Annotated in this window: 24 protein-coding genes; 7 read left to right on the top strand and 17 right to left on the bottom strand. The window is 38.5% G+C overall.

Translation table 11 applies throughout. The annotated features are described in order from the left end of the window. Positions 1–120: 120 nt before the first annotated feature. Positions 121–1,293: a BaiN/RdsA family NAD(P)/FAD-dependent oxidoreductase gene (locus tag STRMA_RS09120; RefSeq protein ID WP_003079159.1), complete on the top strand. Its 1,173-nt coding sequence runs from the start codon at positions 121–123 to the stop codon at positions 1,291–1,293. Between the two features lie 95 nt (positions 1,294–1,388). Here the strand turns inward: STRMA_RS09120 and STRMA_RS09115 are convergent, their stop codons facing one another. Then, positions 1,389–1,943 (bottom strand): LysE family transporter, encoded by a 555-nt coding sequence (locus STRMA_RS09115; protein WP_003081254.1) that lies wholly within the window; start codon positions 1,941–1,943, stop codon positions 1,389–1,391. 105 nt (positions 1,944–2,048) lie between these two features. On the opposite strand from STRMA_RS09115, the gene STRMA_RS09110 reads away from it, so the two are divergent. Beyond that, positions 2,049–2,450, top strand: a complete 402-nt coding sequence (locus tag STRMA_RS09110; protein ID WP_003079291.1) for a MarR family winged helix-turn-helix transcriptional regulator — start codon at positions 2,049–2,051, stop codon at positions 2,448–2,450. A 151-nt stretch (positions 2,451–2,601) separates the two neighbouring features. Next, positions 2,602–3,027 carry a YjdF family protein gene (locus tag STRMA_RS09105; protein ID WP_003080581.1) on the top strand — a complete coding sequence of 142 codons (426 nt, stop codon included), beginning with the start codon at positions 2,602–2,604 and terminating at the stop codon, positions 3,025–3,027. 89 nt (positions 3,028–3,116) lie between these two features. On the opposite strand, the gene STRMA_RS09100 is transcribed toward STRMA_RS09105, so the two are convergent. The 6 genes from STRMA_RS09100 to STRMA_RS09075 form a co-directional block, all read right to left on the bottom strand. Then, positions 3,117–3,440: an AzlD domain-containing protein gene (locus STRMA_RS09100; RefSeq protein WP_003078893.1), complete on the bottom strand. Its 324-nt coding sequence runs from the start codon at positions 3,438–3,440 to the stop codon at positions 3,117–3,119. Beyond that, positions 3,430–4,128, bottom strand: a complete 699-nt coding sequence (locus STRMA_RS09095) for an AzlC family ABC transporter permease (RefSeq protein ID WP_003079869.1) — start codon at positions 4,126–4,128, stop codon at positions 3,430–3,432. Before STRMA_RS09095 ends, STRMA_RS09100 begins: the two co-directional genes overlap by 11 nt. Positions 4,129–4,206: 78 nt before the next feature. Beyond that, complete coding sequence (gene tsaD, locus STRMA_RS09090; protein ID WP_040841674.1) at positions 4,207–5,217, bottom strand: tRNA (adenosine(37)-N6)-threonylcarbamoyltransferase complex transferase subunit TsaD; 1,011 nt, start codon at positions 5,215–5,217, stop codon at positions 4,207–4,209. Between the two features lie 16 nt (positions 5,218–5,233). Beyond that, positions 5,234–5,665 carry a ribosomal protein S18-alanine N-acetyltransferase gene (gene rimI / locus STRMA_RS09085; RefSeq protein WP_003079358.1) on the bottom strand — a complete coding sequence of 144 codons (432 nt, stop codon included), beginning with the start codon at positions 5,663–5,665 and terminating at the stop codon, positions 5,234–5,236. A 3-nt stretch (positions 5,666–5,668) separates the two neighbouring features. Beyond that, on the bottom strand, positions 5,669–6,352 hold the full coding sequence (gene tsaB, locus STRMA_RS09080) for a tRNA (adenosine(37)-N6)-threonylcarbamoyltransferase complex dimerization subunit type 1 TsaB (RefSeq protein ID WP_003081560.1): 684 nt from the start codon (positions 6,350–6,352) through the stop codon (positions 5,669–5,671). Between the two features lie 11 nt (positions 6,353–6,363). Continuing rightward, a complete protein-coding gene (locus STRMA_RS09075) occupies positions 6,364–6,825 on the bottom strand; it encodes a MarR family winged helix-turn-helix transcriptional regulator (RefSeq protein ID WP_003079533.1) in 462 nt (153 codons plus the stop codon). A 156-nt stretch (positions 6,826–6,981) separates the two neighbouring features. Here STRMA_RS09075 and STRMA_RS09070 point away from each other — a divergent pair, with 156 nt between their 5' ends. The 3 genes from STRMA_RS09070 to rnjA all read left to right on the top strand — a co-directional run bounded on the left by STRMA_RS09070 (position 6,982) and on the right by rnjA (position 10,475). After that, on the top strand, positions 6,982–8,019 hold the full coding sequence (locus STRMA_RS09070; protein WP_003082173.1) for an SDR family oxidoreductase: 1,038 nt from the start codon (positions 6,982–6,984) through the stop codon (positions 8,017–8,019). A gap of 541 nt (positions 8,020–8,560) precedes the next feature. Beyond that, on the top strand, positions 8,561–8,791 hold the full coding sequence (locus STRMA_RS09065) for a DNA-dependent RNA polymerase subunit epsilon (protein ID WP_003079028.1): 231 nt from the start codon (positions 8,561–8,563) through the stop codon (positions 8,789–8,791). 1 nt (position 8,792) lies between these two features. Further along, positions 8,793–10,475, top strand: coding sequence for a ribonuclease J1 (gene rnjA, locus STRMA_RS09060; RefSeq protein ID WP_003081853.1), 1,683 nt, complete (start codon positions 8,793–8,795; stop codon positions 10,473–10,475). Positions 10,476–10,765: 290 nt separating this feature from the next. Here the strand turns inward: rnjA and STRMA_RS09055 are convergent, their stop codons facing one another. From STRMA_RS09055 to rpsL, 9 genes are all read right to left on the bottom strand, one after another. After that, positions 10,766–11,404 carry a COG3942 and LysM peptidoglycan-binding domain-containing protein gene (locus STRMA_RS09055; RefSeq protein WP_003081231.1) on the bottom strand — a complete coding sequence of 213 codons (639 nt, stop codon included), beginning with the start codon at positions 11,402–11,404 and terminating at the stop codon, positions 10,766–10,768. Between the two features lie 201 nt (positions 11,405–11,605). Then, on the bottom strand, positions 11,606–12,952 hold the full coding sequence (glnA, locus tag STRMA_RS09050; RefSeq protein WP_003079435.1) for a type I glutamate--ammonia ligase: 1,347 nt from the start codon (positions 12,950–12,952) through the stop codon (positions 11,606–11,608). Between the two features lie 47 nt (positions 12,953–12,999). Beyond that, the gene (locus STRMA_RS09045) at positions 13,000–13,371 is read right to left on the bottom strand and encodes a MerR family transcriptional regulator (protein ID WP_003079547.1); all 372 of its coding nucleotides are present in this window, start codon (positions 13,369–13,371) and stop codon (positions 13,000–13,002) included. Positions 13,372–13,450: 79 nt separating this feature from the next. Beyond that, a complete protein-coding gene (locus STRMA_RS09040; RefSeq protein ID WP_003081937.1) occupies positions 13,451–13,927 on the bottom strand; it encodes an FUSC family protein in 477 nt (158 codons plus the stop codon). A 387-nt stretch (positions 13,928–14,314) separates the two neighbouring features. Beyond that, entirely contained in the window at positions 14,315–15,514 is a 1,200-nt protein-coding gene (locus tag STRMA_RS09035) for a phosphoglycerate kinase (protein WP_003081763.1), read from the bottom strand. Positions 15,515–15,662: 148 nt separating this feature from the next. Continuing rightward, complete coding sequence (gap, locus tag STRMA_RS09030) at positions 15,663–16,676, bottom strand: type I glyceraldehyde-3-phosphate dehydrogenase (RefSeq protein ID WP_003082371.1); 1,014 nt, start codon at positions 16,674–16,676, stop codon at positions 15,663–15,665. Between the two features lie 248 nt (positions 16,677–16,924). Next, positions 16,925–19,006: an elongation factor G gene (gene fusA / locus STRMA_RS09025; protein ID WP_003079725.1), complete on the bottom strand. Its 2,082-nt coding sequence runs from the start codon at positions 19,004–19,006 to the stop codon at positions 16,925–16,927. Between the two features lie 415 nt (positions 19,007–19,421). Beyond that, positions 19,422–19,892 carry a 30S ribosomal protein S7 gene (gene rpsG, locus STRMA_RS09020; protein ID WP_003081923.1) on the bottom strand — a complete coding sequence of 157 codons (471 nt, stop codon included), beginning with the start codon at positions 19,890–19,892 and terminating at the stop codon, positions 19,422–19,424. Between the two features lie 18 nt (positions 19,893–19,910). Beyond that, positions 19,911–20,324 (bottom strand): 30S ribosomal protein S12, encoded by a 414-nt coding sequence (rpsL, locus tag STRMA_RS09015; RefSeq protein ID WP_003079301.1) that lies wholly within the window; start codon positions 20,322–20,324, stop codon positions 19,911–19,913. 139 nt (positions 20,325–20,463) lie between these two features. On the opposite strand from rpsL, the gene STRMA_RS09725 reads away from it, so the two are divergent. Then, positions 20,464–20,613 carry a hypothetical protein gene (locus tag STRMA_RS09725; RefSeq protein ID WP_003082302.1) on the top strand — a complete coding sequence of 50 codons (150 nt, stop codon included), beginning with the start codon at positions 20,464–20,466 and terminating at the stop codon, positions 20,611–20,613. Here STRMA_RS09725 and purR read toward each other — a convergent pair. Next, entirely contained in the window at positions 20,590–21,405 is an 816-nt protein-coding gene (purR, locus tag STRMA_RS09010) for a pur operon repressor (protein ID WP_003081100.1), read from the bottom strand. The genes STRMA_RS09725 and purR overlap by 24 nt on opposite strands. Positions 21,406–21,489: the final 84 nt, after the last annotated feature.

Below are 21,489 nucleotides of genomic sequence, written 5' to 3'. Positions count from 1 at the left end.
AATACTATGAAAATAGTATCACATCGCCCTAAATCTGTCAATTTATGGGAAGCTAAACTCTAATGGCATTCTTTCTCTAAGCTAGTTATGAGGAACTAAAAATTATGCTAAAATAATGGCATGACTTATTTTGATACTATTATTATTGGAGGCGGCCCTGCCGGTATGATGGCCAGTATTTCGGCTTGTTCTTGCGGCAAACGGACGCTTTTGCTGGAGAAAAACAAACAGTTAGGCAAAAAGTTAGCAGGAACTGGCGGCGGCCGCTGCAATGTTACGAATAATGGCAGTTTAGAGGATTTACTAGCTGGGATTCCTGGCAACGGCCGCTTTCTTTACAGTGTCTTTTCCCAGTTTGATAATCATGATATTATCAGCTTTTTTGAAGAAAATGGGGTAGCTTTAAAAGTTGAAGACCATGGCAGAGTTTTTCCGCAGACAGATAAATCCCGTACTATCATTGACTGTCTTGAAAGGAAAATCAAGCTATTGGGCGGACAGATTAAAAAGCAATGCCAAGTGGTTTCCGTCAAAAAAGACAAACAGTTCATTGTTAAATCTACTGACGACATTTTTACTTGCCAGCAATTAATTGTCACTACCGGCGGAAAGTCCTATCCTTCTACAGGCTCAACTGGTTTTGGGTATGATATCGCAAGGCATTTTAAGCTTAAAGTAAAGGACTTAGAAGCTGCTGAAAGTCCACTGCTAACTGACTTTCCCCATAAAAAATTACAAGGTATTTCTCTTGAGGACGTGTCTTTGACTTGTGGCAAGCATCAGCTAAGTCATGATTTACTTTTTACTCATTTTGGTCTGTCCGGCCCTGCAGCCCTGCGTTTGTCTACTTTTATTCAGGGCGGTGAAATAGCTTACTTAGACCTTTTACCTCAGATTAATCCCAAAGATTTACTGGAAAAAATACAGGCAAACCGTGAAAAATCGCTGAAAAATGCCTTGAGAGAATTCTTACCTGAGCGTCTAGCCGCCTTTTTCTCTGAAAATTATGGCTGTAAAGTCAAACAGCTACCAGGCAAAAAACTTGACCAACTATTGCAGCAGATTAAAGGGCTGCCTATCCCTATTACCGGTAAAATGTCATTAGCCAAGTCTTTTGTCACTAAGGGCGGCGTTGACCTAAAAGAAATTAATCCCAAAACCCTAGAAAGCAAGACTGTTTCTGGCCTGCACTTTGCAGGTGAAGTTTTAGACATTAATGCTCACACCGGAGGTTTCAATATTACAGCAGCTCTATGTACCGGCTGGGTTGCAGGCAGCTCACATCACTATTAATGGTCAAGTTAGGATCAATATGAGAAATCCACTCACCAGTTAGTCCCGCAAGCTTAGCCTTAATCCTTTTCTTGGCTTCTTTTTTATGCGAGCAGTTAATGCCATAAATCATAGGCGCTAAATACTAGTAAAAGGGCAATGACGCTATTAAAAATACGGTAATAGTGATTATAAACAGCTTTCATTAAGCTTCCTCCAATAGTCCATAAAAAAGTACCTATCATCCCAATCAAAGCTAATAACAGCAGTTTTATAAAAGGAAGATCTGAAAAAACACTAAAACCAGTAAAACTCGTTATAGCATAAAGATAAGTTTTAATATTAGAAAATTGGAGAAAAAAAGCCTGCTGAAAACCAGCATCTTGCTTATCCTCATCTTTAACCGGCTGACTAAGGAAAACATGATAAGCCAAATAAAGTAAATAAGCACTGCCAATTATTTTCATCATGGTTATAAAAAAAGTATTGCTTTTGATAAATTCTCCAAGGCACATAGCAACCAAACCAACCCCTATGACACCTGCTCCAATCCCCAAATTATAAGGAATAGATTTCCTAAAACCGTTCTTTTGACCGCTATCCATTGCTAAAATAGTATTTGGACCCGGTGTAAAACTCATAATGATTAAAAATATGATGAAAGCAACCATTTCTTTCTCCTTTTTATTGCATTTGCAATTATTATAAAATATTTTGATTGCATTTGCAACTTTATTTTGATAAAATTTTAAAAAATCATAAAAAAAGGAAAAGCCATGTTTCATATCATTCGTACAATCGGAGCTATCACACGTACTATTCAAATGGACTCCAATAAAAATTTTAAAGCTGCAGGACTCAATAATAATCTTTTCATTTATATTATCCGTGTTTGTGAAAATCCTGGAATGTTTTTAGCAGAATTGGCTGACAGTATACAGATTGATCGGACAACCAGTTTTAGAACTGTTCAAAAACTAGCTCAGCAAGGCTACCTAGATCTTCAAAAGGATAGCAAAAATCAAAAAATTAAGCGTATTTATCCAACGCAAAAGGCCAGAGCTATTTATCCCCAGCTGCATACCTATGAAAAAGAGCAGTCTGATAAACTGCTGGCTCCTCTATCTCAAAAAGAACAAGAACAACTAGCCTATCTCCTCAATAAACTTCATTATTAAAAATAGCCTTTACGCATATTTCTCATCGTGTTATAATAACTGCGATATAAAAACACATTGCAGTTGGTAGTCTGCAAGCATCATAGTGATGATGTCAGTAACCTTCCCTCCAAGGTCGTCCCTTATCAATTTTTACATGGAGGGGACTATCATGAAATTGACAGTCTATTTTGATGGTACATTTTGGTTTGCCTTAGTTGAACATGTCAACTGTAAAGGCCAATATAAGGCTTTTCGTTATCCATTCGGCAAGGAGCCTAAGGATTTTGATGTTTGGTATTTCATTCTTAAAGAATTGCCCCGTTTAATCAAAAAATATGACAGTATCGAGACAGATTCCTATGCCCATGAGCTGCCGCAGCCTAAGAAAATGAATCCCAAACGGATGCAAAGAGCTCTTAACAAGTCTAAAAAACAGGGAGCTATTTCTACTAAGGCTCAGGTGGAAATGAAAAAGCTCCACCAAGCTTTGAAAAAAGAGAAAAAGACTCAAAATAAGGAAAAGCGCCAAGCTCTAAAACGATATCAGTATCAGCTTAAGCAAGAAAAACGCCATCAAAAAAAGCAAGGACATTAGTTTGTTCTTGCTTTTTTTATTTTATTTGACAGATAGTAAAAGTATTTACCGTCTGTTGAAACAAAAAAGGCATTGTCCTTTTTAGACTTTTAAAAAAGCAATCTTAAGCAAGCCATCGTGAAGACTCCCACAACCACTGCCAAAAGAATATTTTTTGTCTTAGCAGCCACCCAAAAGGTTGGTAAAACTGTTAGCAACTCCAGCCATTTTATAGTGGGCAAATGCCCTGTTCTTTCAGTAATGACGCTAGACAGTGTTAAAGCGAAAATAATGGTAATGGGGAGATAATTAAGAAAACGAAGAAGAAAATCTGGCAAAGCTTTATACTTAGTCAAAACAAAAGGGATAATCCTTGGAAGCCATGTTACTACGGCACTAAGTACTATAGCCATTAAAATAAAACTATTTGACATCAAGCAGCACCCCCACAAAACAGCCTATTAATGTTGAGAGTAAAACGGCTAAAGATTCTGAGACAACAATAACCAAGCAAAAGTAAGATAGGGTTACCGCTAATAAAATAAGACCTATTTTTTTTAGTTTTGTGAACTGCATCATAGCAGCTAGCTGAGATTCAAAGATAGAGACAAACATGGCAACAAGAGCAAAATCCAGTCCCAACATTTCAGGATTTGGAATGGCAGAACCCAAAAGAGTTCCTAAAACAACCGAAATAATCCAAGTTATATAACCTGCCATATTATTGCCATGCATCCAAGCTGCTGTAATATTTTGATGATGGACACGTTCATTCAAAAGAACACCGTAGCTTTCATCTGTAATGAGCGTTCCAATGCCAATATTTTGCCAAAGGCTGGATTTTGTAAAAATAGTTGTCGCATGTAAACTCATAAGAAACATTCTCAAATTAACCAAAAAAACAGTAACAACGATAGAAAACAAATCCGCACCAGCTGCAAACATGGCACACATAACAAATTGGGCACTGCCAGCATAGACCAATAAACTCATCAAACCCATCTGAAAGGGCGTTAGACCTGAGTTAGCCCCTACAACTCCACAGGCAAGTCCGATACTAACATAGCCTAAGGCTGTTGGCAGAGATGCCTTGACCCCGTCCATAAATCCTTTTTCTTGCATATACCTTCTCCGCAAAAGATAATGTTTCCATTATAACACAGAAAAACACTCTTGAATATGACATCAGAAGTATTCACTTTATTCTATATCTTCAAAAGCTAAGCTTGGTTTGGCATTTAAATCAAGTGCTGCAAAATGGTTCTTTTCGTACTCAATAGCTGCTGCATAAGCAATCATTCCAGCATTATCGCCGCAAAGGCGTAAGGGCGGGATAATCACAGTCCTATCTGTTATTTCCTCTTTTAATCGCTCACGAAGGCCTTGATTGGCTGCCACACCGCCAGCAACAACTAAAGTTTTCACAGGATAGGCTTTTAGGGCTTTTTTTGTTTTTAGCATTAAAATATCTAAAACAGCCGCCTGAAAGGAAGCGCATAAATCTTCTAAACAAAGCTGCTCTCCCTTTTGCTGAGCATTATGATGAAGATTAATAAAAGCTGATTTCAAGCCAGAAAAAGAAAATTCAAGATTATCTTCCTTAATCATGGCACGCGGAAAATCATAGATATCCCGCCCTTGATGAGCCAGCTCATCAATTGCTTTTCCGGCAGGGTAGGTAAGTCCCATGACACGCCCTACCTTATCATAAGCTTCGCCAACAGCATCATCACGCGTTTCTCCAATAATCCTGTAATTTCCCGGTTCAGAAACATATACAAGCTCAGTATGGCCGCCTGATACTAAAAGTGCCACTAGTGGATAGTCTAATTTTGCTACACTTTGTGCTGCCATCAAATGCCCCGCCATATGATTAACTGGAATTAAAGGCAGATGATTTGCCCAAGCAAAGGCCTTAGCCGCTGCCATCCCTACTAAGAGGGCTCCAACAAGACCCGGTCCGTAAGTCACCGCAACAGCCCTTAAGTCACCTGCCTCAATTCCTGCTTCCTGCAAAGCATCCTGAATACAAAGCGTTATCACTTCAACATGATGGCGGCTGGCAACCTCTGGCACTACACCGCCAAAGCGTTTATGACTCTCTACCTGACTGGCAATAATATTGCTTAAAAGCTGATCTTCATTTTTTAAAACGGCCACACTAGTCTCGTCACAAGACGATTCAATGGCTAAAATATATCTATCTGTCATGTCTTTCTTTCTTTTTTTAATAACCGATTAAACTTTCACGTTTCATTAAAATCGCATCTTCCTTAGGACTGCGGTAATAATTTTTTCTTTTCGCAACAGCCTGAAAACCGAATTTTTGATACAGGGCTTGTGCTGTTTGATTGGAAGCTCTAACTTCCAAAAAAACAGGAAGCTCCTCCTTGGTTAAAAATTCCAGCAACTGACTGCCCAAACCCTGCCCTTGATAATTTTTTTTGACAGCTAGATTGGTCAGTTCCAATTCTCCAACTAAGTGCTGTATGGATAAAAAACCAACAATTTCCTTGCCATCATAGGCAAAAAAGTAATCAACTTCCGGACGATTCATATCCACCAAAATTTGCTCTTTACTCCAAGGGGAGATCTCATAAACATCTTTTAAAATCTCAAAAATAATAGCTGCTGTCTCTTGGTTTTTCCCATCTTTCATCGCTTACACCCGCTTGACGTAGCTGAGACCAGATTCTTTGTGAGTCTTGAGCCAGTTTTCCTCTGCTTCTACTTTTTTGAGATAGTTGGGAACAAAAGCATGAACGTCAACTGGCTGCAATTTTCGGCCTAATTTCCCAATTTCAAAAGCAGATGGCAAAGTCTCAATGATTTTAGCTTGCGGAAAATGCCTCTCAATCTGAGACCGAAAAGCTTCGACTTCTCCAACAAAAGTCAGCTGCGCTATATCCTTAAGCTTCTCAAGCAAATCTGTCAAAGCAATATAAGTATCAGGCTGTTTGGCTTTGCCATTTTCATAAAAGCCAACATAAACATATTGCCGCCGTGCATCTATTATCGGTATCACTAAACCAACTGTATCTGCAGGCACCAAGGCCTGCAAGGAAGATACTCCTACCAGTTCAATAGCCAAGGTATAGGCCAAGGTTTTAGCTGTCGCTGCCGCCACGCGCAGACCCGTATAAGATCCGGGACCTTGGGCAACAACAAGCCTATCCAAATCTTGTGGACTTAAATGGACTGATCGCATCAGAAAATCAATGGCTGGCAGCAGACTGCTGCTATGACTTTTTTTGATTGTCAAAACAGTATCTGCCAATAATTGATCATCTTCTAAGATAGCAACAGAAAGCGCTGTGCTTGATGTATCAAATGCTAAAATTTTCATAACTTTCCCTTCTACTCTTCATCCCAGAGGGAGCGGCGCTTTAATTTGTCTTCGTAAAAACTGCCTTGAATATACTTTGTCAGCAAATCATTGATGATTTTCAATTCTTGCGGATAAGCTTGCTCCATTGATTGATCAAAAAGCTGTTCTTGCTGCTCAATTTTAGGAATTAAATGTCTGCCAGCTTCCGTTAAAAAAAGCAAGGCACTGCGGCGATCTTCTTTTGAGATTTCTTTTGTGACCAATCCTTTTTGAATCAAGCTTTTTACCAACCTACTGGGACTTTTTTTCTCACAAATCAGCAGCTCACCTAAAGCTTTCAAAGATAAGGGGGCATATTCATTCAAAATGAGGAGAACTTCGCTTTGATTAGGCGTTAGGCCTAAAGAGGCCATTAGATGACCATATTTTTCCATAGCTATATTATCTGCGCTTCTAAATAAATATCTAAATTGTTTCCCTAAGGATGCCATATCTCCTCCTCTTTCATTTAATGTTCTCTACTATTTTACACCAGATTAAGCAAATTGTTGACAATAAAATACTAAAAAGATACGATAAGTAATAGATGACATGTCATCTATTACCGTCATACTCTTAGCAATAAGCCAAAAAGGAGAACAGCAACTATGAATACTAATAACTCATCTCGCACTATTAGACACGCCTTTGTAACTGGCGCTACAGGTCTTTTAGGCAATAATCTCGTTCGGGCTCTTCTCAAAGAAAATATAGAAGTCACTGCTCTCGTACGTTCTATGGATAAAGCTAAACAACAGTTTGACCAGCTGCCTATCCACCTTGTTCAAGGAGATATACTCAAGCCTGAAAGTTACAAAGATTACCTAGCAGACTGTGACAGTCTTTTTCACACAGCCGCTTTTTTCCGCGATAGCCATAAAGGCGGAAAGCATTGGCAAGAACTCTATGATACCAATATTACAGGCACCCTCGATCTTCTGCAGGCTGCCTATGATGCCGGAATTCGCCAAATAGTCCACACCTCTTCTATAGCAGTCCTTAAAGGTGAGCCCAATCAGCTCATTGATGAAACCATGTCACGAGATCCGAGTACAAAAATTGAATACTACCGCAGCAAAATTCTGAGCGATCAAGCTGTCCACAATTTCCTTGATAAGCATCCTGATGCCTTTATCACTTTTGTCCTGCCGGGATCAATGTATGGTCCAGGTGACATGGGGCCCACATCAACTGGACAGATGATTTTGAATTACATGCAGCAAAAACTTCCAGGAATCATCAAAGCCAGTTACAGTGTTGCGGATGCCAGAGATGTTGCTGATATTCATATTCTTGCTATGAAGTACGGACGTAATAGAGAACGATATTTAGCTGCTGGCAGATACATGACCATGGAAGAAGTGATGAAAACTTTGGAGAAGGTTTCAGGCATTCCTGCTCCTAAAAAACGGATCCCCATGCCTCTCCTTCGATTATTTGCCATTTGGAATGAAATTTATCACTTTATCACTGGAAAGCCTATTTTAGTCAGTAAAGATCTGGTGGAACTCTTTAATGAAGAATACCAACGTACCCACTTTGACCAAACCAAGATGAAAAATGAATTAGGAGGGCAGTTTAGACCAGTTGAAGAAACCATGCTAGATACGATCAAATGGTACCGCAATCATGGGTATTTGTCCTAGGAAATCAATTTTCTAAAGGAGAACTATATGTAAAAATGAGTAAAATTTTTATTGGGTACCGCTTAAAATGACTTTCAAAAAGAGCAGAATTTCTCAATAAAAAGCTAAGACAAAAGTCCCAAGCCCCATACCCCCCACGTATTTTTGTCGTTTGACTGGCAAGATGCAGTGGTTGGTTGGACATCCTTATCCCTTACTATACAAGTGATAGTCTCAAAACGTCCTCTTGGATCTTTTGAGCTTAACCAACTGTGCGGAGGTGAATCAAAACAGTCTTTGTGGACTGTTTGAGGTCAGCAAATAGAAACTGGGACTTGCTGAAAAATCGAAGACTTCGTCTGAGCGTTTGCCTCACTCCCTTATTTTTCTCTTTCTTTTACAATTCCTGCTTTTATGATATAATTGAACTAATTGTTAACGAATCAAGGTTAAACCTATTACTCATAAAAATTTCATAATTTCCTGTCAAATATAACAAGATCTTATATTTGACCGATTTTTTGTAGTTTGGATTAATCATGATATAACAGAAAGGAACAAAATGATTTATAAAGTTTTCTATCAAGAAACCAAAGACCGCAGTCCGCGCCGTGAACAGACTAAAACTCTCTACCTCAGTGTTGATGCTCAAAACGAACTTGAAGGACGCATCAAAGCCCGTCAAATGGTCGAAGAAAAAACTTCTTACAACATCGAACTAGTTGAGTTACTCTCAGATAAGCACCTTGAGTACGAAAAAGAAACAGGTGCCTTTCAATTAACGGAGTTCTAAAATGGCAAATATTAATTTAAAATCTGAAGAAGTAGGTGTCTATGCCATAGGCGGACTAGGAGAAATTGGTAAAAACACCTACGGAATTGAATATCAAGACGAAATTATTATTGTTGATGCAGGAATTAAATTTCCTGAAGATGATCTGCTTGGTATTGACTATGTTATTCCTGATTATTCTTACATTATAGAAAATATTGATCGTATTAAAGCTCTTGTCATCACACATGGGCACGAAGATCACATTGGCGGAATCCCTTTTTTGCTTAAGCAGGCTAATATCCCTATTTATGCTGGACCTTTAGCGCTGGCTCTTATTCGCGGCAAATTAGAGGAACACGGTCTCTTGCGTGATGCTAAGATGTATGAAATCAACCATAATACTGAGCTGACTTTTAAGAATCTCAATGTCACTTTTTTCCGTACAACCCATTCCATACCAGAACCATTAGGTATCGTTATTCATACTCCTCAAGGAAAAGTTGTCTGCACAGGTGACTTTAAATTTGACTGGACTCCAGTTGGAGAACCTGCTGATATCCACCGTATGGCAGCTCTTGGTGAAGATGGTGTGCTTTGTCTCTTGTCTGACTCAACCAACGCAGAAATTCCGACCTTTACCAATTCTGAAAAAGTTGTTGGCCAATCAATCATGAACATCATTGAAGGCATTCACGGACGCATTATTTTTGCCTCCTTTGCTTCCAATATTTTCCGTCTGCAGCAAGCAGCAGAAGCTGCTGTTAAAACAGGCCGCAAAATTGCTGTCTTTGGCCGTTCAATGGAAAAAGCTATTGTCAATGGGATGGAGTTAGGCTATATAAAAGTCCCTAAAGGAACCTTTATTGAACCAAATGAAATAAAAGAGTACCATGCCAGTGAAATCATGATTATGTGTACTGGCAGCCAAGGGGAATCTATGGCAGCACTTTCACGTATTGCCAATGGAACACACCGCCAAGTACAACTGCAGCCAGGCGATACTGTTATTTTCTCATCCAGCCCCATTCCTGGCAACACAACAAGTGTTAATAAACTAATCAATACGATTCAAGAAGCTGGCGTCGAAGTCATCCATGGTAAGGTTAATAACATCCACACATCCGGCCACGGCGGTCAGCAAGAACAAAAGCTTATGCTTCGTCTGATTAAACCAAAATATTTCATGCCGGTTCATGGCGAATACCGTATGCAGAAAGTCCATGCAGGTCTAGCTATTGACACAGGAGTTCCTAAAGAAAACATCTTCATCATGGAAAATGGAGATGTTCTGGCTCTGACAAAAGATTCTGCCAGACGAGCAGGCCACTTCAATGCCCAAGATATTTATGTTGATGGCAATGGAATTGGCGATATTGGCGCAGCTGTTTTGCGTGACCGTCACGATCTCTCAGAAGATGGAGTTGTTTTAGCCGTTGCTACAGTCGACTTTAAAACCAAAATGATTTTGGCTGGACCCGACATTCTCAGCAGAGGCTTCATTTATATGCGTGAATCAGGTGATCTGATCCGCAACAGTCAGCGCATTCTTTTCAATGCTATTCGTATCGCTTTGAAAAATAAAGAAGCTAGCATTCAATCTGTTAACGGAGCTATTGTCAATGCCTTAAGACCTTATCTATATGAGAAAACAGAACGAGAACCCATTATCATTCCGATGATATTAACACCGGATAAACATTAAAAAAAGAAATAACTTACACCCTAAAAGTTAGATTTTATATCTAACTTTTAGGGTGTTTTTTGGGAAATATTAAGTTAGAAAAAATAAAATACTAATGGGTAAAGTCAAACAAGAAGATTATGCTATCTAAAACATTTTAGATGAACTAAAACACGATGGAGAACAGGATAAGAGCAAATGATTAAAAGTAAAATAAAAAGATTGAGTCTTGTTAATACAAATCTCAATCTCTCATTAATATTTTTTATCTAACTTTTGAAGTCAGCATATTTTGCTTAGTTTCTTTTTAATTATGGATAAATATAGCTGACAGAACCTGGTGTCCCACTATTATTAGGATTAAACCATCCACGATAGTTATCAATCCACTGTTGATCCTTATAATTAGACTCTAAGACTTGAATATTGCCATCTGCACCAACAGCAGTAACATAGGCTACATGCCCATAACCTCCGTCTGTCCAGCAGGCAATAGAACCAACAGTTGGGGTATTTCCGACAGCATGACCTTGTGCAGCAGCGCTGGCAGCCCAATCGCCACCATTACCCCACCAGTCTCCTGCCCAAGGAGCTACTTCCTTAACTCCCCATGTACATTGACCGACTGGATAAGTATTGCCATTTGTAGTTTGCTGTTGTTGTTGCTGCTCTTGTTCTGCTGCCGGCTGATTAGCAGGAGCTGCTTGCTGTTCTGCCGGAGTTCCATTAACTGTTAAAGTTTGACCTGGTAAAATAAGACTACTAACATCCTTTCCGTTAAGTGCTGCTAATTCATAAACATCCATATTATATTTTTGAGCAACGGTATAGAAGGAATCCCCTTCTTGAAGTGTGTAAGTGTCTGCATCGGCTAGCTTATTTCCCAAAACTACCGTTGCTGCTGTTGCTGCAACGGTAAAAGCCGCTTTTTCTAACAAATGTTTTTTCATAACTATTATTTCATTTACTCCTTCATAGTAGTAATACTATAATAACCTACTTTTATTTCAAAAATTTTAAGGAGAAATTAAAAAAAGTAACAAAATAATAGAAATAAGTCTTTTTTTAGATGAAAAGAGAGTAAACAGAACGCTTATAACTGGACTACAGTCATACTTATCTGTTTACTCTTTTTATTTGCGATATTTTATTTAATAAAGATCTAAGTAATTATCCACTTCCCATTGCGATACAAAAGCAGCATAACTTGACCATTCAATACGCTTAGCTTCAAGGAAGCTAGTATAAATATGATTGCCTAAGGCTGCTTTAACGACTTCATCTTCTTGCAAAGCCTTTAAAGCATTATGAAGTGTTGATGGAAGATCAGCAATGCCTGCTGCTTTACGTTCTTCAACGGTCATAGCATAAATATTTGATTCTACAGGTGCAGGTGCTTCGATTTTATTTTCAATACCATCAAGTCCAGATTCAAGAAGAACAGCCAAAGCTAAATAGGGGTTTGCAGTGGGATCAACAGAACGCAATTCCAGACGTGTACTAACACCGCGAGAAGCAGGAACACGAATCAACGGTGAACGATTACGTCCTGCCCAAGCAATATATACCGGTGCTTCATAACCAGGAACCAAACGCTTGTATGAATTAACCGTTGGATTCATAATCGCAGTATAGCTATAAGCATGTTTTATCAAACCGCCTAAAAACTGATAAGCAGTTTCAGATAGCTGCATCCCTTTTGGATCCTCTGGATCAAAGAAAACATTTTTTCCATCCGCATCAAACAAGGACATATTACAATGCATTCCTGAACCATTAATACCAAATTTAGGTTTTGCCATAAAAGTTGCATATAAACCATGTTTGCGAGCAATTGTTTTTACAACCAGCTTAAATAATTGAATCTTATCACAGGCAGTTAATACATCGGCATATTTAAAATCAATTTCATGCTGCCCCACAGCGACTTCATGATGGCTTGCTTCAACTTCAAACCCCATTTTTGTTAATACATTAACAATTTCACGGCGAGTATTGTCAGCCAAATCAGTCGGTGCTAAATCAAAATATCCACCCTTGTCATTGACTTCAGTAGTAGGATTTCCTAGCTCATCCATTTTGAAAAGGAAAAATTCTGGTTCTGGACCAAGGTTAAATGACTTATAACCAACATTTTCCATATGCCTAAGAGCTTTTTTCAGATTACCGCGCGGATCACCAGCAAAGGGTTCTCCTTCTGCCGTATAGACGTCACAGATAAGGCCGCCTACTGCTCCATTTTCATCACCCCAAGGGAAAACAGTCCAAGTATTGAGATCAGGATAAAGATACATATCAGATTCATTAATACGTACAAATCCTTCAATGGAAGAACCATCAAACATAGCTTTGTTGGAAAGAATTTTATTTAATTGTTCTTCAGTTGCTGGAATTTCAACATTTTTCATGATCCCTAAAATGTCTGTAAACATTAAACGAAGAAAGGTAACATTTTTTTCCTCAACTTCATGACGAATGTCTGCTGCTGTGATTGCCATATCGGCCTCCTTTTAAAAAATCAAATCAATTGCTGTAGTTACGCATTTTACATACGTAAACCACCAAGGTGCTGTGTTGGGCTGCTAAAACGTCCCTGGTTTCGGAGTTCATCATGTAAGATACGTCGAACGTCTGCATCTGTCAAAGTTTTTTGCTTTTTCAGCGCACGATCTCTACGATCAGCATATTCTTTTTTAATAGCAGCAATGTTGAGCCCTTCATCTAAGAAATCCTTGATTTCAAGCAAAACATCCATATCATTGAGTGAATATAAGCGCCGATTTCCTGAACTGCGATCCGGTGTCAACAAACCTTGATCTTCATAATAACGAATTTGGCGAGCTGTTAAATCCGTCAACTTCATTACAGTTCCAATAGGAAAGACTGCCATAGACCGTCTCAGTTCTTTTTCTTTCATGACTTCCTCCTTTCGTTCTCTATTATATTCTGAAAATTTTTCTCTGTCAACCTATATGTTATATTTTCTGACATAAAAATTAAAAGTTTTCCTTCTTTAAAAATTGCCGCAGTTTATCAATATCAGAATTTACAGAAATGGCAATAAAAACACCTATAAATGTTTCAAATATTCTAGCTAAAACATAAAAAATCGTTTCATCACTAGGAATAGAAAGAGTGATAATTAACAGTGCTGCAACACCGCCAATAATACCTGTTTTATTGTTTATAGCAACATTTGTCATAATGGTTAACATCGTAAATATAGGGACAAAAACAACTGTCGTCCAATAGTGATAATGAAATAGACTATTGATACAAAAAAATATAAGAGAATAAATACCTCCAATACTATTGCCTACAATCCGTGATGTCCCAAAATGTACACTTTTATCAAAATCTTCACGTAAACTAAATACAGCAGTTAGAGCTCCAATTTGCAGTCCTTTCCAGCCAAGCAGACCAAAAAGTAATAAGACTAAAAATACGGCTAAACCAGATTTAAAAGTTCTCATTCCTAACCTGAATTTTTTAAAATCAAATTTAAACTTACTAAACACTGTTCCTACCTTTTTCTTCTAATACTAATATTCTAACATGTTCTGTCAGAAAAAAGATAGTCTTAGTTATCATTATATAGAATTTATAGTTTTATCTCTACATAAAAAAACGAGCTTGGAACTTTTTTGTTCCAAGCTCGCCTCCTTATAAAATGTCATCACTTATCAGCAAGGGCTGCTAAATCTGGAAGTACTTTTCTTTACCTTCACTGATTTTCTAAGCTCACTTCTTTTCGCAGAAAATTTAGCGTATGCACTAGAAAAGAGCTGGAAGTCAGCTCTTTTCATCTACTTATAGCGCAGTAACTGCGTCAATGAAATCAAAGATTTCTAACTTACTGCCTATTTTTCAGTCAGTGCATCCAAGCCAGGTAATACTTTACCTTCAAGAAGTTCCATTGATGCGCCACCGCCTGTAGAAATCCATGAAAATTTATCAGCACGGCCAAGATTGATTGCAGCTGCAGCTGAATCACCGCCGCCAATGATTGATTTAACGCCTGGCTGTTTGACAATAGCATCCATCACACCGATTGTACCAGCTTGGAAGTCAGGATTTTCAAAGACACCCATAGGACCATTCCAAACAACTGTTTTCGCACCTGTTAATTCTTTATCAAATTCGGCAACTGATTTTGGACCGATATCAAGACCAAGGAAACCAGGATCAATGGCTTCACCTTCTGTATCTTTAACTTCAGTATAATCTGCAAAAGCATTAGCTTCTTTTGAGTCAACAGGTAAGATTAATTTACCATTTGATTTCTCAAGAAGTTCTCTTGCGACATCCAGTTTATCTTCTTCAACCAATGAATCACCGATTTCAATACCTTGAGCCTTATAAAAAGTATAAGTCATTCCGCCACCGATAAGGACTTTATCAGCTTTCTTCAGCAAGTTTTCAATAACACCAATTTTATCTGAAACTTTTGAACCACCTAGGATAGCGATAAATGGACGAACAGGGTTGTCAACAGCTTCTTGAATATAAGCAATTTCATTTTCCAAAAGGAAACCAGCAACTGCTTTTTCAACATTTGCAGAAATACCTACATTAGAAGCATGGGAACGGTGTGCAGTACCAAATGCATCATTAACGAAGATGCCATCACCAAGTGATGCCCAGTATTTCCCAAGTTCTGGGTCATTTTTAGATTCTTTCTTGCCATCAACATCTTCAAAACGTGTGTTTTCAACAAGAAGGACTTCTCCATCTTTCAAGCTATTGATAGCTGCTTCAAGTTCTGCTCCACGAGTTACTCCTGGAATGAAAACAACTTCTTGACCTAATTTTTTAGCTAAATCAGCAGCAACTGGTGCAAGTGACTTCCCTTCTTTATCAGCTTCTTCTTTCACACGTCCAAGGTGAGAGAAAAGAACGGCACGACCACCGTGTTCAATGATATACTTAATTGTGGGAAGAGCTGCAGTAATACGGTTATCATTTGTAATAACCCCATCTTTTACAGGTACGTTAAAGTCAACACGAACAAGGACTTTCTTCCCTTTCAAATCAACGTCTTTAACAGTCAATTTTGCCATGAATATAGACTCCTTTAATTTTTTATACATGCTAATTATATCACAAAATCAGCTAAAGAAGCAAAAAGAATTTCTCTTTTTGTGCAAGCAGAAGATGAATAACATAAGAAAAAGAGAGCCAAAGCTCTCTTTAACTGTAAATAAGTGGTTATTTAGCGATTTTTGCGAAGTACTCAAGAGTACGTACAAGTTGTGAAGTATAAGACATTTCGTTGTCATACCATGAAACAACTTTAACCAATTGTTTACCATCAACATCAAGCACTTTAGTTTGAGTTGCATCAAACAATGATCCGTAAGAAATACCAACGATATCTGAAGATACGATTGGATCTTCAGTGTAACCGTAAGATTCATTTGCAGCAGCTTTCATAGCAGCGTTAACTTCATCAGCAGTTACTTTCTTATCAAGAACTGCAACCAATTCAGTAACTGATCCTGTTGGAACTGGAACACGCTGTGCAGCACCGTCAAGTTTACCATTCAATTCAGGAATAACAAGTCCGATAGCTTTAGCAGCACCAGTTGAATTAGGAACAATATTTACAGCTGCAGCACGAGCACGGCGAAGATCTCCTTTACGGTGCGGTCCATCAAGAAGCATTTGGTCACCAGTGTAGGCATGAATAGTTGTCATCAAACCTTCTTGGATACCAAAATTATCATGCAAAGCTTTAGCCATTGGTGCAAGACAGTTTGTAGTACATGAAGCACCTGAAATAACTGTTTCAGTACCATCAAGAACATCGTGATTGGTATTAAAGACGATTGTCTTAATATCATTACCACCTGGTGCGGTAATAACAACTTTTTTAGCACCGCCGTTAGCATGCAAATGTTTTTCAGCAGCTTCTTTACTTGCAAAGAAACCAGTTGCTTCAAGAACGATTTCTACGCCATCAGCAGCCCAATCAATTTGCTCTGGATCACGTTCAGCTGAAACCTTAACGAATTTTCCATTAACTTCAAATCCGCCTTCTTTGACTTCAACGTTACCGTCAAAACGTCCTTGAGTTGAATCATATTTCAACAAGTGAGCAAGCATGTTTGGATCTGTAAGGTCATTGATACGTGTAACTTCAACACCTTCTACATTTTGGATACGACGGAAAGCAAGACGTCCAATACGACCGAAACCGTTAATACCAACTTTAACTACCATTAGTGATTTCCTCCTTATGAAAATCAAAAAAATTTATTTTAAAAGGCTCAGCCTTTTAGACAGCTGTGAAAAAATTAACTTACACAAGCATACAAGCACAAGCTAACCTTTCAACAGAATTATTATATAACTATTTTAGGAAAATTGCAAACGATTTTCTATCTCCAAAAAAGAAAAGGGCAAGCTAAGTTTCATTTTAAAGCTTAGCTTACCCTTTATAAACAACTGGTTATATACTTATTCTAATATTAAGCTTCTCCAGCATTTTTCTTAATGATTTCTTCTTGAACAGATTTAGGTACATCTTCATAATGATCAAATACCATCATAAAGGTACCGCGTCCTTGAGATGCAGAACGAAGAACAGTCGCATAGCCAAACATTTCAGCAAGTGGTACAAAAGCACGGACAATTTGACTATTACCATGTGCTTCCATACCATCAACACGTCCTCGGCGGGCTGTCACATGGCCCATAACATCACCAAGATTTTCTTCAGGAACAGTGATGGTAACCAACATCATAGGTTCAAGAATGACAGGCTGTGCTGACTTAGCAGCCTCTTTAAGAGCAAGGGATGCTGCGATCTTGAAAGCCGTTTCAGAAGAATCGACATCATGGTAGGAACCATCGTAAAGTTTAGCTTTGATATCAACCATTGGATAACCGGCAAGAACACCGTTGGCCATAGACTCTTGAAGTCCCTTTTCAACTGCCGGGATGAATTCACGAGGAACGACACCACCTACGATAGCATTTTCGAATTCGAATCCTTTACCTTCTTCATTTGGTGTAAATTCAATCCAAACATCACCAAACTGACCTTTACCGCCTGATTGACGTTTGAAGAATCCACGAGCCTGTGTCGGAGTGCGGAAAGTTTCACGATAAGAAACCTGAGGAGCACCTACATTAGCTTCAACTTTATGTTCACGTTTCAAGCGGTCAACAAGGACATCAAGATGGAGTTCCCCCATACCTGAGATAACTGTTTCTCCTGTTTCAGGGTTTGTTTCAACACGGAAAGTTGGATCTTCTTCAGCAAGTTTTTGGAGACCAATTGCCATCTTATCTTGGTCAGCTTTCGTTTTAGGCTCTACCATCAATTGAATAACAGGTTCTGGCACTTCAATGGACTCAAGAATAATTTTAGCCTTTTCATCTGTTAATGAATCACCAGTAGTTGTTTCTTTCAATCCGATAGCTGCAGCAATATCACCAGAATAAACTGTTTCAATTTCCTGACGGCTGTTGGCATGCATCTGCAAGATACGTCCGATACGTTCGCGTTTGCCTTTTGTTGTATTTAAAACATATGACCCAGAATTCATAACACCTGAATAAACACGGATGAAAGTCAAACGACCTACAAATGGGTCTGTCGCAATCTTGAAAGCAAGCGCCGCAAATGGCTCTTCATCAGAAGCCGGACGGCTTTCTTCTTCACCTGTATCAGGATTAATACCTTTAATAGCTGGTACATCAAGCGGGCTTGGCAGATAGTCAACAACTGCATCAAGCATCATTTGTACTCCCTTATTTTTAAAGGCAGAACCACAAAGAACTGGATAGAATTCAACATTGATAGTCGCTTTACGAATAGCTGCTTTTAATTCTTCTTCAGTGATTTCTTCACCTTCAAGATACTTCATCATCAAGTCTTCATCAGTTTCAGCTACAGCTTCTATCAACTTTTCTCGATATTCCTTAGCTTGATCTGCATATTCCTCCGGAATATCTTCTTCAAGAATATCCGTGCCAAGGTCATTTGTATAGATTTCTGCTTTCATAGTAATCAGGTCAATGATACCACGAAAATCATCTTCTGAACCAATTGGCAGCTGGATGGGATGAGCGTTTGCTTGCAAACGGTCATGAAGTGTGCTGACTGAATAAAGGAAATCAGCTCCAATTTTATCCATCTTATTGGCAAAAACAATACGAGGAACACCGTATTCTGTCGCCTGACGCCACACTGTTTCTGTCTGTGGTTCAACCCCTGATTGAGCATCAAGAACCGTTACAGCCCCGTCAAGGACACGAAGGGAACGCTGTACTTCGATAGTAAAGTCCACGTGTCCTGGGGTGTCGATGATATTTACACGGTGATTGTTCCATTGAGCAGTTGTCGCAGCAGATGTAATGGTGATACCGCGTTCTTGCTCTTGCTCCATCCAGTCCATTTGTGAAGCACCTTCATGTGTTTCACCAATTTTATGAATCTTACCGGTATAATAAAGAATACGCTCTGTTGTAGTTGTTTTACCAGCATCAACGTGAGCCATGATACCGATATTACGAGTTTTTTCAAGTGAAAATTCACGAGCCATGAGATTGTTTACTCCTATTTTTAGATTTTATTTTTTATTCATAAAAGCGGATAGGCAAGAACCTACCCGCTTATTGTTTCTTCTTCTGTCCCATTGACAAAAGTCAAAACGGGTATTTGTTTAATCAAACCGAACTGTAAGTCTTTCTACTCAAATCGAGCTCAAACTAAGAGTCTGGAGAAAAAGATCAATTTCATTGGTTGCAACCGCAGCCTGCTTCGATTTTCTATTTTTCCTTTGTACCTTTTTTCGTTCTTCGTATCATATTTAGTTGGACTCTTTTAAGGTTTTCGCACTTTAAAATTGAGTTCGGACTAAAACTTCTGGAAAAAAGATAAATCTTCCTAGAGCATAAATGCTCTTCGTCAGATTTCCTATTTTTCCTTGAAGTTTCTTAACGTCCTTACATCTTATCTTACCAGCGGAAGTGTGCAAAGGCACGGTTAGCTTCAGCCATACGATGAGTATCTTCGCGTTTTTTAACTGATGCACCCGTATTATTTGATGCATCTATAATTTCTTTAGCCAACCGTTCTTTCATAGTATGTTCACCACGAGCACGTGATGCAGTAACTAACCAACGAAGGCCAAGAGTTGTCCGGCGTTCTGGACGGACCTCAACTGGAACTTGATAGTTGGAACCACCAACACGGCGAGCACGAACTTCAAGAACAGGCATGATATTTTCCATTGCTGCTTCGAAAACTTCCAGTGCATCATTTTCTGTTGTTTTTGCGATTTGCTCGAAAGCTCCATAGACAATACTTGCCGCTGTACCTCGTTTCCCATCAAGCATAATACGGTTGATAAGACGTGTTACAAGCTTTGAATTGTATAATGGATCTGGTAATACTTCGCGTTTAGGCGCACGATTTTTACGACTCATTTGCTAATCTCTCCCTTCTTATGCTTTTGGTTTCTTAGTACCATATTTGGAACGGCCTTGTTTACGGTCAGTAACACCTGCTGTATCAAGTGCTCCGCGAACAATATGATAACGTACCCCTGGAAGGTCTTTTACACGGCCGCCGCGGATAAGAACAACACTGTGTTCTTGCAAATTGTGACCGATCCCTGGAATATAGGCAGTTACTTCAATAAGGTTACTCAAACGAACACGAGCAAATTTACGAAGCGCTGAGTTAGGCTTCTTAGGTGTCATTGTTCCAACACGAGTCGCAACGCCTCGTTTTTGAGGTGAAGCAAGTTTAGTATGGACTTTTTTATGACTGTTATAGCCAATATTCAATGCTGGTGAGTCAGATTTTTCTACTTTAGACTTACGTGGTTTACGTACCAACTGATTAATTGTAGGCATCTACATTCTCCTGTAATTTTTTTATTTTTGGTTGATTAAGCGCTTGGTGACAGCCTCAATCCGTATGTACTTTTGCAACATTTGTCAGCACGTCTCTGTACACTTTTGAGAGACCAAAAGTAAAAAAGTACCATGTATCATGGTAACATGGAAGCACTTCTTTGTCAATATTTTTTTAAATCTTATCAGTCTTCAAACAAATCGTTTTGATGAGTTAAAAATGGAATTTCCCTATCTCTTCTTGCTTGTCTATTTAATCAGCCATTCAACTATCAAAAATGTTTCCTAACTGCACTTCAATTTTGTTTGTCCTAACATCAATATTTGTGACCGTTAGCAGAGATTTATAAGATAGATGGTGGCGTCTTTCTTGAATATTATCTGCAAAAACAGCTACACCAACCAATTTACTGTCAAATTCTTTTAATAAACTAATCATGCCGCTGATAGTACCGCCGCCCTTTAGAAAATCATCAACAATCAAAACTTGACTGTTAGGCTTAAGACTTCGCTTAGACAAAAACATTTTTTCAATACGATCACTAGAGCCTGACGCATAATTAACAGAGACTGTAGAACCTTCTGTAATCTTTAAATCGCGGCGTACAATGACAAAAGGAACATTTAATATATTGGCTACTGCGTTTGCTAAAGGAACACCTTTAGTCGCTACCGTCATAACAGCATCAATTTTTTTATCTTTAAAAGCATTGGCTATAATACGGCCGACATTTTTTAAAATTGCCGGTGTACTCAATAAATCTGATAAATAAATATAGCCTCCCGGTAAGATACGGTCGTTTTCCGACAGTTTTTGGCAAAGCTCCTTAGCAATTTCTCTTGCTTCATCAGTCGAAATCGCCGGTGTAAAAACAACGCCTCCATTAGCTCCCGTCACTGTTTCAATGCAGCCAATATCTCCGTCATTAAAAGCTTTCTTTATAATAGCCACATCTTCAGAAATAGAAGATTTGGCTGCCTCATATTTCTCAGCGAATACATTTAAACTGATTAATTGATAGGGATTGTTAAGCAAATAATTTGAGATAACAACCATTCTTTCACTGCGTCTTAATTTCATGCTAACCTACTTAATATTTTTTTGCTATTATATCATATTCATAGAAAAAGACGAACATTAAAATATTAATATCCGTCTTTTTTC

Source organism: Streptococcus macacae NCTC 11558, assembly GCF_000187995.2.
Lineage (GTDB): Bacteria > Bacillota > Bacilli > Lactobacillales > Streptococcaceae > Streptococcus > Streptococcus macacae.
The sequence above is the reverse complement of the archived record's forward strand: the minus strand, read 5'-3'. Positions and strand labels throughout refer to the sequence as shown.

Excerpts from the sequence above, each read along its gene's own strand:
- STRMA_RS09120 (WP_003079159.1), top strand. The coding sequence starts at position 121 with ATGACTTATTTTGATACTATTATTATTGGAGGCGGCCCTGCCGGTATG.
- STRMA_RS09115 (WP_003081254.1), bottom strand. The coding sequence starts at position 1,943 with ATGGTTGCTTTCATCATATTTTTAATCATTATGAGTTTTACACCGGGT.
- STRMA_RS09110 (WP_003079291.1), top strand. The coding sequence starts at position 2,049 with ATGTTTCATATCATTCGTACAATCGGAGCTATCACACGTACTATTCAA.
- STRMA_RS09105 (WP_003080581.1), top strand. The coding sequence starts at position 2,602 with ATGAAATTGACAGTCTATTTTGATGGTACATTTTGGTTTGCCTTAGTT.
- STRMA_RS09100 (WP_003078893.1), bottom strand. The coding sequence starts at position 3,440 with ATGTCAAATAGTTTTATTTTAATGGCTATAGTACTTAGTGCCGTAGTA.
- STRMA_RS09095 (WP_003079869.1), bottom strand. The coding sequence starts at position 4,128 with ATGCAAGAAAAAGGATTTATGGACGGGGTCAAGGCATCTCTGCCAACA.
- tsaD (WP_040841674.1), bottom strand. The coding sequence starts at position 5,217 with ATGACAGATAGATATATTTTAGCCATTGAATCGTCTTGTGACGAGACT.
- rimI (WP_003079358.1), bottom strand. The coding sequence starts at position 5,665 with ATGAAAGATGGGAAAAACCAAGAGACAGCAGCTATTATTTTTGAGATT.
- tsaB (WP_003081560.1), bottom strand. The coding sequence starts at position 6,352 with ATGAAAATTTTAGCATTTGATACATCAAGCACAGCGCTTTCTGTTGCT.
- STRMA_RS09075 (WP_003079533.1), bottom strand. The coding sequence starts at position 6,825 with ATGGCATCCTTAGGGAAACAATTTAGATATTTATTTAGAAGCGCAGAT.
- STRMA_RS09070 (WP_003082173.1), top strand. The coding sequence starts at position 6,982 with ATGAATACTAATAACTCATCTCGCACTATTAGACACGCCTTTGTAACT.
- STRMA_RS09065 (WP_003079028.1), top strand. The coding sequence starts at position 8,561 with ATGATTTATAAAGTTTTCTATCAAGAAACCAAAGACCGCAGTCCGCGC.
- rnjA (WP_003081853.1), top strand. The coding sequence starts at position 8,793 with ATGGCAAATATTAATTTAAAATCTGAAGAAGTAGGTGTCTATGCCATA.
- STRMA_RS09055 (WP_003081231.1), bottom strand. The coding sequence starts at position 11,404 with ATGAAAAAACATTTGTTAGAAAAAGCGGCTTTTACCGTTGCAGCAACA.
- glnA (WP_003079435.1), bottom strand. The coding sequence starts at position 12,952 with ATGGCAATCACAGCAGCAGACATTCGTCATGAAGTTGAGGAAAAAAAT.
- STRMA_RS09045 (WP_003079547.1), bottom strand. The coding sequence starts at position 13,371 with ATGAAAGAAAAAGAACTGAGACGGTCTATGGCAGTCTTTCCTATTGGA.
- STRMA_RS09040 (WP_003081937.1), bottom strand. The coding sequence starts at position 13,927 with ATGAGAACTTTTAAATCTGGTTTAGCCGTATTTTTAGTCTTATTACTT.
- STRMA_RS09035 (WP_003081763.1), bottom strand. The coding sequence starts at position 15,514 with ATGGCAAAATTGACTGTTAAAGACGTTGATTTGAAAGGGAAGAAAGTC.
- gap (WP_003082371.1), bottom strand. The coding sequence starts at position 16,676 with ATGGTAGTTAAAGTTGGTATTAACGGTTTCGGTCGTATTGGACGTCTT.
- fusA (WP_003079725.1), bottom strand. The coding sequence starts at position 19,006 with ATGGCTCGTGAATTTTCACTTGAAAAAACTCGTAATATCGGTATCATG.
- rpsG (WP_003081923.1), bottom strand. The coding sequence starts at position 19,892 with ATGAGTCGTAAAAATCGTGCGCCTAAACGCGAAGTATTACCAGATCCA.
- rpsL (WP_003079301.1), bottom strand. The coding sequence starts at position 20,324 with ATGCCTACAATTAATCAGTTGGTACGTAAACCACGTAAGTCTAAAGTA.
- STRMA_RS09725 (WP_003082302.1), top strand. The coding sequence starts at position 20,464 with ATGGTAACATGGAAGCACTTCTTTGTCAATATTTTTTTAAATCTTATC.
- purR (WP_003081100.1), bottom strand. The coding sequence starts at position 21,405 with ATGAAATTAAGACGCAGTGAAAGAATGGTTGTTATCTCAAATTATTTG.